An 11,725-nucleotide genomic window follows, 5' to 3' on the forward strand; every position below is an offset into this window, starting at 1 on the left:
ATCAAACGCAAAAAACCCGTCTAACGACGGGTTTTTATTACCGCTGAAACAGTGATCAATCAGTTAACCTTAGCGTTCAACTCACCCTTCAAATAACGCTGGTACATCGCTTCCAACGAGATCGGTTTGATCTTCGAAGCATTACCGGCAGTGCCGAACGCTTCATAACGAGCGATACAAACATCGCGCATCGCAGTCACGGTGGCGCCGAAGAATTTACGTGGGTCGAATTCGCTCGGGTTGGTGGCCATCAGGCGACGCATGGCGCCGGTGGATGCCAGACGCAGGTCGGTATCGATGTTGACCTTGCGCACGCCGTACTTGATGCCTTCGACGATTTCTTCAACCGGCACGCCGTAGGTTTCTTTGATGTCGCCGCCGTACTGGTTGATGATCGCCAGCCACTCTTGTGGAACCGAAGAGGAACCGTGCATCACCAGGTGGGTGTTCGGGATGCGTTTGTGGATTTCCTTGATGCGGTCGATGGCCAGCACGTCGCCGGTAGGTGGCTTGGTGAACTTGTAGGCGCCGTGGCTGGTGCCGATGGCAATGGCCAGGGCATCAACCTGGGTCTTCTTGACGAAGTCAGCGGCTTCTTCCGGGTCGGTCAGCATTTGGCTGTGATCCAGAACGCCTTCAGCGCCGATGCCGTCTTCTTCACCGGCCATGCCGGTTTCCAGCGAACCCAGGCAACCCAGTTCGCCCTCTACCGATACGCCGCAAGCGTGAGCCATGGCCACGGTTTGCTGAGTAACGCGCACGTTGTACTCGTAATCGGTCGGGGTCTTGCCGTCTTCGCCGAGGGAACCGTCCATCATCACCGAGCTGAAGCCCAGTTGGATCGAGCGCTGGCAGACGTCAGGGCTGGTGCCGTGGTCTTGGTGCATGCACACCGGGATGTGCGGGAATTCTTCGATCGCGGCCAGGATCAGGTGACGCAGGAATGGCGCGCCGGCGTATTTGCGAGCGCCGGCCGAAGCCTGGACGATCACCGGGGAGTCAGTCTTGTCAGCGGCTTCCATGATGGCGCGCATCTGCTCAAGGTTGTTGACGTTGAAAGCTGGAACGCCGTAGCCGAATTCGGCTGCGTGGTCCAACATCTGGCGCATGCTGATAAGTGCCATTGTGTGTGTCTCTCCCGGTTGAGGGTCGTTAATCGTGCCAGCCTGCCGGAGCGGCGGCGGCTATTCAAGTGATTGCAGATCGGGGGTCGAAGCCCGGTCTGGTGATTCGATAAAGCAAATTCTGTATTACTGCGCCTTGCAGCCGCGGCCGATCAGGTCATTGGTAGCGACCCAGTACACCAGGCCTTCGTTACCCTTGATGTGAAACGCCAGCATGCCGTCGCTGTACAGCGTGCCCGAGGCGCCCGGCTCTTCTTTCAGGCGATAGACCTGATCACCGCCACCCAGTCGAACATCGACTTCTTTCTGGCCGGCATCGGTGTAACGCCACAGCACTTTGGCCTGGCTGTCGCAGGTCCAGGTGGTCCAGTTATCCGTGGGGGCGGACGACTGAAACAGGTTCAACTGCGCGCAACCGCCCAACAATGCCAACGCCGCAATGGCGATCAAGCCTTTCATCCGTGTTCCTCGACTGACGGCGCACGCCGCCAGCCCTGAGTTAAGAGTCAGACCCGTCAAGGACAACCATGTTCCTTGGCCGGGGTTTGCGCTTCGTATTTGTCCAGACCGTCCGGCCCCGAGCGCTTGTTCAGCACCGGGTTGGTTTCGGCCTGCCAGTCGGCCTGATAACAGCCCTTCTGCGACTCGCTGGGTGCCGGTGTCGCTTCGGCCTTCGGGTTACTCCCGCAGGCCGCCAGCGTACCGGTCAGCAACAACAATGCTAACGACTTGACCATGTGACCACTCCTTTGCCTGGTCTGACGGGCGGCCTCAGGCCTTGGCCCGGCTTTCCAGGACTTCTACGGCAGGCAGCACTTTGCCTTCGACGAATTCGAGGAACGCGCCGCCACCGGTGGAAATGTAGGAGATTTGCTCAGCCACGCCATATTTATCGATGGCGGCCAGGGTGTCGCCACCGCCAGCAATCGAGAATGCGGAACTGTCAGCAATGGCTTGGGCCAGCACTTTGGTGCCGTTGCCGAACTGGTCGAATTCGAACACGCCGACCGGACCGTTCCACAGAATGGTTTTCGACGACTTCAGCAGTTCGGCGAAGTTGGCTGCGGTTTGCGGGCCAATATCCAGAATCATGTCGTCGGCAGCGACGTCAGCGATCAGCTTGACGGTGGCTTCAGCGCTTTCAGCGAACTCCTTGGCGCACACCACATCGACCGGCAACGGCACGCTGACCTTGGCGGCGATGGCGCGCGCGGTGTCGAGCAAATCCGGCTCGTACAGCGACTTGCCAACCGGATGACCGGCTGCGGCGAGGAAGGTGTTGGCGATGCCGCCGCCGACGATCAGTTGATCGCAGATCTGGCTCAGACTGTTCAATACGTCGAGTTTGGTCGAGACCTTGGAGCCAGCAACGATGGCAGCCATTGGCTTGGCCGGAGCACCCAGGGCTTTGCCCAGTGCATCCAGTTCAGCGGCCAGCAGCGGGCCGGCGGCGGCGATTTTGGCGAACTTGGCCACGCCGTGGGTTGAACCCTCGGCGCGGTGAGCAGTGCCGAACGCGTCCATCACGAACACGTCGCACAGCGCGGCGTATTGCTGGGCCAGCTCGTCGGCGTTCTTTTTCTCGCCCTTGTTGAAGCGCACGTTTTCGAACAGCACGATGTCGCCGGCCTTAACGTCAACGCCGCCCAGGTAATCGGCCACCAGCGGCACTTCGCGGCCCAGGGCCTTGCTCAGGTAGTCGGCGACTGGCTTGAGGCTGTTCTCGGCAGAGAACTCGCCTTCGGTCGGACGGCCAAGGTGCGAGCAGACCATCACGGCCGCGCCTTTTTCCAGGGCCAGCTTGATGGTCGGCAGCGAAGCCAGGATACGCGCGTCGCTGGTGACAACACCGTCCTTGACTGGGACGTTGAGGTCTTCGCGGATCAATACGCGCTTACCTTGCAGATCGAGGTCGGACATCTTCAACACGGTCATGGGTCGCACTTCCTACGGTTTTTTTGAAGTTGCTGTTTGCAGATAGTGGTCTGCAACGTCCAGCATTCGGTTGGCAAAACCCCATTCGTTGTCGAACCAGGCCAGGATGTTCACCAGTTTTGGGCCGGAAACACGGGTCTGACTGGCATCGACGATGGCCGAATGTGGGTCATGGTTGAAATCACAGCTGGCATGAGGCAATTCGGTATAGGCCAAAAGTCCTTTGAGCGGGCCGCTGGTGGCGGCTTCGCGCAGGATCCGGTTGACCTCGTTCGCGTCGGTCGCCGTGGCGGTCTGCATCGTGATGTCGAGGCAGGACACGTTGACCGTCGGCACGCGTACGGCTTTGGCCTGAATTCGCCCGGCAAGTTCCGGCAGCAGGCGCTCGATACCGCGCGCCAGACCAGTGGACACCGGGATCACCGACTGGAACGCCGAACGGGTGCGGCGCAGGTCTTCGTGGTGATAGGCGTCGATCACCGGCTGATCGTTCATCGCCGAGTGAATCGTGGTGATCGACACGTAATCGAGGCCGATCGCCTTGTCGAGCAGACGCAACAGCGGCACGCCGCAGTTGGTGGTGCAGGAGGCGTTGGACACCAGCAGCTCATCGCCGGTCAGGCAATCCTGATTGACGCCGTAGACGATGGTGGCGTCGACATCCGCCTCGCTGGCCATCGGCTGCGAGAACAGCACGCGTGGCGCACCGGCGTCGAGGAAACGCTGGCCGTCGGCACGGGTGTGGTAAGCGCCGGAACATTCAAGCACCAGATCGACGCCAAGCGACGCCCAATCGATGCCTTCGGGGGTGGCACTGCGCAGGACCTTCACGCAGTCGCCATTAATATGCAGACAATCGCCTTCAACCCGTACTTCGCCGGGAAAGCGGCCGTGGGTGGAGTCAAAGCGTGTCAGGTATTCGATGCTGGCCATGTCGGCCAGATCGTTGATCGCGACAATTTCAAACCCGGCCTTTTCGCCTCGCTCAAACAACGCACGCAAGACGCAACGACCAATCCGGCCGTAGCCGTTGAGTGCAACTTTGTAAGGACGCGGTTGAGGCATGGGGTTCTCGATTACCGTGGTGAATCAGGCAGTGCGATGCTGCCTGAACCAACACTTTCGCGAGCAGGCTCGCTCCCACAGGGAAATGCATTCCAATGTGGGAGCGAGCCTGCTCGCGAAGGCGTCAGTCCAGACGACGCGACTTCTGGATCAGTCTTCCAGCAGCTCTTCAGCCTGACCCAGGATGTTTTCCAGGGTGAAGCCGAACTCTTCGAACAGTGCCGAAGCCGGAGCCGACTCACCGTAGGTGGTCATACCGATCACGCGTCCTTCCAGACCCACGTACTTGAACCAGAAGTCGGCGTGAGCCGCTTCGATCGCGATACGTGCGCTGACCTGCAACGGCAGAACGGCTTGCTTGTAGCCGGCATCCTGAGCGTCGAACACGCTGGTGCATGGCATGGAAACCACGCGCACCTTGCGGCCCTGCTCGGTCAGTTTGTCGTAGGCCTGAACCGCCAGCCCCACTTCCGAACCGGTGGCGATCAGGATCAGCTCAGGCTCGCCTGCGCAGTCCTTCAACACATAGCCACCGCGGCTGATGTCGGCGATCTGGCCGGCATCGCGCTCTTGGTGCTGCAGGTTCTGACGCGAGAAGATCAGCGCCGATGGGCCGTCCTTGCGCTCCAGAGCGTTTTTCCAGGCCACCGCCGATTCAACGGCATCGGCTGGACGCCAGGTGTCGAGATTCGGCGTGGTGCGCAGGCTGGTCAGTTGCTCGATCGGCTGGTGCGTCGGGCCGTCTTCGCCCAGACCGATGGAGTCGTGGGTGTAGACGTGGATCACGCGCTTCTTCATCAGTGCCGACATGCGCACGGCGTTGCGAGCGTATTCCATGAACATCAGGAAGGTCGCGCCGTAAGGCACGAGGCCGCCGTGCAGAGTGACGCCGTTCATGATTGCGGTCATGCCGAATTCGCGCACGCCGTAGTACATGTAGTTGCCGCTGGCATCTTCAGCGCTGACGCCTTTGCAACCTTTCCACAGGGTCAGGTTGGAACCGGCCAGGTCAGCCGAACCGCCAAGCAGTTCCGGCAGCAAAGGGCCGAAGGCGTTCAGGGTGTTCTGGCTGGCTTTACGGCTGGCGATGGTTTCGCCTTTGGCGGCCACTTCAGCGATGTACGCCGAGGCTTTTTCCGAGAAGTCGGACGGCAGTTCGCCGCTCAGACGACGGATCAGTTCGTTGGCTTCGGTCGGGAACGCAGCGGAGTAAGCAGCGAAACGCTGATCCCACTCGGCTTCAACCGCGCGGCCAGATTCTTTGGCATCCCATTCGGCATAGATGTCGGCCGGGATTTCGAACGGGCCGTGGTTCCAGTTCAGCGCCTGACGGGTCAGAGCGATTTCCGCGTCACCCAGTGGGGCGCCGTGGCAGTCTTCTTTACCCTGCTTGTTCGGCGAACCGAAACCGATGGTGGTCTTGCAGCAGATCAGGGTCGGCTGCGCGCTCTTGCGAGCGGTTTCGATGGCGGTCTTGATCTCTTCCGGGTCGTGACCGTCAACGTTGCGGATCACCTGCCAGTTGTAGGCTTCGAAACGCTTCGGGGTGTCATCGGTGAACCAGCCTTCAACTTCGCCGTCGATGGAGATACCGTTGTCATCGTAGAAGGCGATCAGCTTGCCCAGGCCCAAAGTACCGGCCAGAGAAGCGACTTCGTGGGAAATGCCTTCCATCATGCAGCCATCACCCAGGAACACGTAGGTGTGGTGGTCAACGATGTTGTGGCTCGGACGGTTGAACTGCGCCGCCAGGACTTTTTCTGCCAAGGCGAAACCCACAGCGTTGGCCAGACCCTGACCCAGCGGGCCGGTGGTGGTCTCGACGCCCGGGGTGTAGCCGAATTCCGGGTGGCCCGGGGTGCGGCTGTGCAGTTGACGGAACTGCTTGAGGTCTTCGATCGACAGGTCGTAACCGGTCAGGTGCAGCAGCGAGTAGATCAACATCGAGCCATGGCCGTTGGACAGCACGAAGCGGTCACGATCGGCGAATGATGGATTGCTCGGGTTGTGCTTGAGGTAGTCGCGCCAAAGCACTTCGGCAATATCTGCCATACCCATAGGGGCACCGGGATGGCCGCTGTTGGCTTTTTGCACGGCATCCATGCTGAGGGCACGAATGGCGTTGGCACGCTCACGACGGCTAGGCATCGCTGATCTCCTGGGTGTGAATAAACTGGAACGGAAAAAAGGAGGGCATTTTCCCTCACCGGAGCGCCTCGGGGCAATGACAGATAGTCATGCAGAGGCGTTTTTCCAATGGATAGCGGCGGTTTCTGTTGGTGAAACCTTTCCGCTGCTCGTTTGTAGAGTTAACCATCTCGTGAGAAGTGCCATCTGTCGAGCAATATCAAAACTTTTTGATATTGCTCTTGCAGGGATTTAACCCCGTCTCTAGACTGCTGCCCCATGAACTTACGCGCGCCTTCCATTAGCCATGACGATTGCGACGAGCTGGCGGCCCTGTGCAAGGCCGGCGGCGATCCGTTGCGGCTGAATGTATTGCGCGCGCTGGCCAACGATTCGTTTGGTGTACTGGAACTGGCACAGATTTTCGGCATTGGTCAGTCCGGTATGAGTCACCACCTCAAGGTCTTGGCGCAAGCCGAGCTGGTGGCAACTCGCCGTGAAGGCAACGCGATTTTCTATCGTCGCGCCCTGCCCCATACCGAACTGCTGGGCGGCAAGTTGCACGCAGCGTTGTTAGAAGAAGTCGACAATCTGGCGCTGCCGGATGCCGTGCAGGCGCGCATCGCTCAAGTGCACGGGCAACGTGCTGCGGCCAGCCAGGACTTTTTCGCCCGGGTCGCGGAGAAATTCCGCGCCCAGCAAGACTTGATTGCCGGCCTGCCGCAGTACCGCGAAAGCGTGCTGGCCCTGCTCGACAAACTGAGCTTCAGTGGCGCTGCCACGGCCATTGAAGTCGGCCCCGGCGATGGTGCTTTTCTGCCGGAACTGGCGCGCCGCTTCAGCACCGTAACAGCGCTGGACAACAGCCCGGCGATGCTCGAACTGGCGCGTCAGGTATGTGAACGTGAACGGCTGGCTAACGTCAGCCTGCAATTGGCCGATGCATTGAACGGCAGCAGCCTTCAGGCCGATTGCGTGGTACTGAATATGGTCTTGCACCATTTCGCCGCGCCGGCCGAAGCGCTCAAGCACATGGCCGACCTGCTGCAACCGGGCGGTAGCCTGCTCGTGACAGAGTTATGTAGCCACAACCAGAGTTGGGCCAGGGAGGCCTGCGGTGATCTGTGGTTGGGGTTTGAACAGGACGATTTGGCCCGTTGGGCCACCGCTGCGGGACTCGTTCCCGGGGAAAGCCTCTATGTAGGCTTACGTAATGGTTTCCAGATCCAGGTTCGCCACTTTCAGCGACCGGCTGGCGACACTCACCATCGGTAAATTCAGGAAAACATCGAGATGAGCGAATACTCCCTCTTCACCTCCGAGTCCGTGTCTGAAGGACATCCGGACAAAATCGCCGACCAGATTTCCGATGCGGTGCTGGACGCCATTATTGCCCAGGACAAACACGCACGCGTTGCGGTGGAAACCCTGGTCAAGACTGGCGTGGCCATCGTTGCCGGTGAAGTGACCACCAGCGCCTGGGTTGACCTGGAGCAGATCGTTCGTGACGTTATCTGCGACATCGGCTACACCAGCTCCGAAGTCGGCTTCGACGGCGCCACCTGCGGCGTGATGAACATCATCGGCAAGCAGTCCCCCGACATCAACCAGGGCGTTGACCGTGCCAAGCCTGAAGATCAGGGCGCCGGCGACCAGGGCCTGATGTTCGGCTATGCCAGCAACGAAACCGACGTTTTGATGCCAGCGCCGATCACCTTCTCGCACCAGTTGGTGCAGCGCCAGGCCGAAGCCCGTAAATCGGGTCTGCTGCCTTGGCTGCGTCCGGACGCCAAGTCGCAAGTGACCTGCCGTTACGAAGGCGGCAAGGTTGTCGGTATCGACGCCGTTGTACTGTCGACCCAGCATAACCCTGAAGTGTCGTACAAAGACCTGCGCGAAGGCGTGATGGAGCTGATCGTCAAGCACGTACTGCCGGCCGAACTGCTGAGCAAAGACACCCAGTTCCACATCAACCCGACCGGCCAGTTCATCATTGGCGGCCCGGTAGGTGACTGCGGTCTGACCGGTCGCAAGATCATCGTCGACAGCTACGGCGGCATGGCCCGTCACGGTGGCGGCGCGTTCTCCGGCAAGGATCCATCGAAGGTTGACCGTTCGGCGGCCTACGCCGGCCGTTACGTCGCCAAGAACATCGTCGCTGCCGGCCTGGCCGAGCGTTGCGAGATCCAGGTTTCCTACGCGATCGGTGTGGCCCAGCCTACCTCGATTTCGCTGAACACCTTCGGCACCGGCAAGATCAGCGATGACAAGATCGTCAAACTGGTGCGTGAAGTGTTCGACCTGCGTCCATACGCGATCACCACCATGCTCGACCTGCTGCACCCGATGTACCAGGAAACTGCAGCCTACGGCCACTTCGGCCGTGCTTCGCAGACCAAGACTGTTGGCGAAGACACCTTCACCACCTTCACCTGGGAAAAAACCGACCGCGCCGACGCTTTGCGTACTGCTGCCGGCCTGTAATAACCTGGCTGCATGAAAAGCCCCGCACGGTTTGCGCCGTGCGGGGCTTTTTTGTGCCTGAAATGCGACTCCTGAACCCAAACGAATAAACCTGTGGGAGCGGGCTTGCCCGCGAAGAGGCCTGCAAGAGCGACATCAATTTGCGCATTGAAACACTCCGCAAAACACCACGCCGACCCAACTCAAAATCCTCGCCTAGCCTTCAAGCATTCCCTTTGAGCAAGGACGCTCACGATGCATGCCACGCTGCGCCTGTTGATTACTTTTCTGCTGTCGCTCCCTACTCTAAACGCCTACGCCGAATGCCCGAATTGGCCACCCGCCCAAGCCCAACGCGAAATCACCGCTCTGCAAAAACAGCTCGACCAATGGGACGACGCCTACCACCGCGAAGGCCGCTCATTGATTGCCGACGAACTTTACGACCAGTCGCGCGTGCGGCTCAGCGAGTGGCGAGGCTGTTTCAAATCGCCAGCGACGATCGAGCCTGTGCGCACGGTCTCCGGCGCTGTCGCCCATCCAATCGCCCACACAGGCCTGGATAAACTTCACAAAGCCGAGGCCGTGCAAGCCTGGCTGCGTGATCGCCAAGGGGTATGGGTACAACCCAAGGTCGATGGCGTGGCGGTGACGCTGATTTATCGCGATGGACTTTTGCAGCAAGCGATCAGTCGCGGCGACGGCGTCAGCGGGCAGGACTGGACGGCGTCGGCGCGCATGATCGGCGCTATTCCTCAGCGACTGAAACAACCGCTGGATCTGCTCGTGCAGGGCGAACTCTATTGGCGTCTGACCGAGCATGTTCAGGCTCAAGCCGGCAGCGTCAACGCCCGCGCCACCGTGGCTGGTCTGATGGGACGCAAATCGCTGAGCGCTGAACAAGCCGCCGGGATCGGGCTGTTCGTTTGGGACTGGCCGCAAGGGCCAGCAGACTTGCCTGAAAGGTTATCGAGATTGGCGGCGCTGGGGTTCGCCGCAACAGAACCCTACAGCCATCCCGTCCCGCAATTCGTCGAGGCACAAAAATGGCGCGAGCATTGGTATCGCTCTCCCCTGCCATTCGCCACTGACGGTGTGGTTTTGCGCCAGAGCCAGCGCCCACCCGCCGAGCGCTGGCAGGCGCGTTCGCCGTACTGGGCCATCGCCTGGAAATATCCGTTTGCCCAAGCCTTGGCCGAAGTGCGCAAAGTGAATTTCAAGATCGGGCGCACCGGGCGCATCACCCCGGTGCTGGAACTGACGCCCGTCATGCTCGATGACCGGGAGATCAAACGGGTCAGCGCCGGCTCGCTCAAACGCTGGCAGGAGCTGGACATCCGCCCCGGCGATCAAGTGGCAATCAGTCTCGCCGGCCTGACGATTCCGCGACTCGACAGCGTTGTATGGCATAGCACTGAACGTGCGGAACTCAAAATCCCCAGCGCCAGCGACTTTCATGCCTTGAGTTGCTGGCAACCTACACCCGGTTGCGAAAGTCAGTTTCTCGCCCGCCTGACCTGGCTCAGTGGCAAGCAAGGACTGGCCATGCGGCATGTCGGTCGCGGCACCTGGGAGAAACTTCTCGAAACAGGCCGTCTGAACTACCTGCTGGATTGGTTGACCCTCGACGAGCCAGAGCTTGCTAACATTGCCGGCTTCGGTGAACGCAGCAGCGCGCGCCTGATGCACAGTATTCACAGCGCTCGCCAACGGCCGTTTGCCCAATGGCTAAAGGCCTTGGGTTTACCGCCGACCGGTCAGGCGCAACTCCCTGACTCGTGGCAGTTGCTGGTACAACGTGACACCGAACAATGGCAGGCAGAACCCGGCATCGGCCCCGGTCGCGCGGCGCAATTGAGCGCATTCTTCCGCGACCCGCAGGTGCTAGCCTTGAGCGAAACTTTACACGCCGCCGGAATTGACGGTTTCTGAACATGCAATCCCGGCACGCCGGGAACCCGTCGGCCACTGAGGCGCTCCAACAGCGCAGTGCCCAACCGACCCGATTGTCTTTGCACATGGAGCTTTTATGAAATTTCTCGCACCGCTCGCCCTGCTCACCCTCTGCGCCGCCATGGCCGCTCCCGTGATGGCCGACGAAGATGCTCCGGGCCTGACCGGTTGCGCTGCCAAGAAGCAGGGCATCATCAACCAGATCGAACAGGCCAAGTCGCGCGGTAATGCCGATCAGCAGGCGGGCCTGGAAACTGCTCTGCGTGAGGTCACCGAACATTGCACCGACGCAGGCCTGAAAAAGGAACGCGAGAACAAGGTGCTGGAAGCCAAGCACGAAGTCAGCCAGCGCCAGGCTGACCTCGACAAAGCCATAAAGCGAGGCGACCCGGAAAAGATCGACAAGCGCAAAAACAAGCTCGCCGAGTCGCGTAAAGAGTTGCGGGACGCACTGGATCAGATCGATAAGTAAAAAATCAAAAGATCGCAGGCTGCGATCTTTTAAATATCAATGATCGCGAAACTCTTTATGGCAAGCGCTGCAGGCATCTTCGACTTTCTGCACCGCAGGCCCGAGATTACTGGCCTTGTAAGGCTGTACCTTGCTGGCGATCACCAATTCACCGGTGGCCGCTTCAAGGTTGCGAGCCATTTCCTGAAAGCGGGCCTGCTTTTGCCAGACATCGTCCTTGGCACTGGTGTGATCTTCTTCGCGAACCTGCGGGAAATGCTTCCACGGCTCATGGGACAGCGCATCGAGTTTCACCGCACCCTCGGCGAATTTCGGTCCGTCGAATGGAATGCGTCCACGCAACATGCCACCCAGGTCTTCGCCGGTGTTGAGCATCTGTTTGAAGATCGCCTTGCGTTGCCCCAGCGGAGAATTCGGATCGACACCGCCACAGGCGGACAAGGTCAGACAGGCCAGCAATACAACAGAAATACGTTTAAGAGTCATGGTGGCTTCAGGTCACGGAAATCGGCGGCCAGTATCCCCGCGTCACCGATAAACACCAATAGCCCTATTAAAAATACGGGTTGCTTGAGCGCATGAAGCA

The 11,725-nt window shown here is 59.9% G+C and carries 12 protein-coding genes; 5 read left to right on the forward strand and 7 right to left on the reverse strand.

The window, feature by feature from the left end; all coding sequences use genetic code 11:
- Positions 1-59: 59 nt before the first annotated feature.
- The 6 genes from fba to tkt form a co-directional block, all read right to left on the reverse strand.
- Positions 60-1,124 (reverse strand): class II fructose-bisphosphate aldolase, encoded by a 1,065-nt coding sequence (gene fba / locus ACA074_RS25940; protein ID WP_003177554.1) that lies wholly within the window; start codon positions 1,122-1,124, stop codon positions 60-62.
- A 126-nt stretch (positions 1,125-1,250) separates the two neighbouring features.
- Complete coding sequence (locus ACA074_RS25945; protein WP_187679697.1) at positions 1,251-1,583, reverse strand: MliC family protein; 333 nt, start codon at positions 1,581-1,583, stop codon at positions 1,251-1,253.
- Positions 1,584-1,639: 56 nt separating this feature from the next.
- The gene (locus ACA074_RS25950) at positions 1,640-1,861 is read right to left on the reverse strand and encodes a hypothetical protein (protein ID WP_187679698.1); all 222 of its coding nucleotides are present in this window, start codon (positions 1,859-1,861) and stop codon (positions 1,640-1,642) included.
- Between the two features lie 34 nt (positions 1,862-1,895).
- Positions 1,896-3,059, reverse strand: coding sequence for a phosphoglycerate kinase (locus ACA074_RS25955; protein ID WP_187679699.1), 1,164 nt, complete (start codon positions 3,057-3,059; stop codon positions 1,896-1,898).
- Between the two features lie 12 nt (positions 3,060-3,071).
- Complete coding sequence (gene epd, locus ACA074_RS25960) at positions 3,072-4,124, reverse strand: erythrose-4-phosphate dehydrogenase (protein ID WP_187679700.1); 1,053 nt, start codon at positions 4,122-4,124, stop codon at positions 3,072-3,074.
- A 150-nt stretch (positions 4,125-4,274) separates the two neighbouring features.
- Positions 4,275-6,272: a transketolase gene (gene tkt / locus ACA074_RS25965; protein WP_497678023.1), complete on the reverse strand. Its 1,998-nt coding sequence runs from the start codon at positions 6,270-6,272 to the stop codon at positions 4,275-4,277.
- Between the two features lie 16 nt (positions 6,273-6,288).
- Here tkt and ACA074_RS25970 point away from each other — a divergent pair, with 16 nt between their 5' ends.
- The 5 genes from ACA074_RS25970 to ACA074_RS25990 all read left to right on the forward strand — a co-directional run bounded on the left by ACA074_RS25970 (position 6,289) and on the right by ACA074_RS25990 (position 11,139).
- Positions 6,289-6,507 carry a hypothetical protein gene (locus tag ACA074_RS25970; RefSeq protein WP_497678024.1) on the forward strand — a complete coding sequence of 73 codons (219 nt, stop codon included), beginning with the start codon at positions 6,289-6,291 and terminating at the stop codon, positions 6,505-6,507.
- A 23-nt stretch (positions 6,508-6,530) separates the two neighbouring features.
- Positions 6,531-7,526 carry an ArsR/SmtB family transcription factor gene (locus ACA074_RS25975; RefSeq protein WP_489879340.1) on the forward strand — a complete coding sequence of 332 codons (996 nt, stop codon included), beginning with the start codon at positions 6,531-6,533 and terminating at the stop codon, positions 7,524-7,526.
- A gap of 18 nt (positions 7,527-7,544) precedes the next feature.
- The gene (gene metK, locus ACA074_RS25980; RefSeq protein ID WP_187679704.1) at positions 7,545-8,735 is read left to right on the forward strand and encodes a methionine adenosyltransferase; all 1,191 of its coding nucleotides are present in this window, start codon (positions 7,545-7,547) and stop codon (positions 8,733-8,735) included.
- A gap of 234 nt (positions 8,736-8,969) precedes the next feature.
- The gene (gene ligB, locus ACA074_RS25985) at positions 8,970-10,646 is read left to right on the forward strand and encodes an NAD-dependent DNA ligase LigB (protein ID WP_497678025.1); all 1,677 of its coding nucleotides are present in this window, start codon (positions 8,970-8,972) and stop codon (positions 10,644-10,646) included.
- A gap of 97 nt (positions 10,647-10,743) precedes the next feature.
- Entirely contained in the window at positions 10,744-11,139 is a 396-nt protein-coding gene (locus ACA074_RS25990) for a DUF1090 domain-containing protein (protein WP_401272041.1), read from the forward strand.
- 36 nt (positions 11,140-11,175) lie between these two features.
- Here the strand turns inward: ACA074_RS25990 and ACA074_RS25995 are convergent, their stop codons facing one another.
- Entirely contained in the window at positions 11,176-11,625 is a 450-nt protein-coding gene (locus ACA074_RS25995) for a c-type cytochrome (protein WP_187679707.1), read from the reverse strand.
- Between the last annotated feature and the right edge of the window lie 100 nt (positions 11,626-11,725).

The sequence above is a fragment of the Pseudomonas sp. LBUM1655 genome (assembly GCF_059716085.1).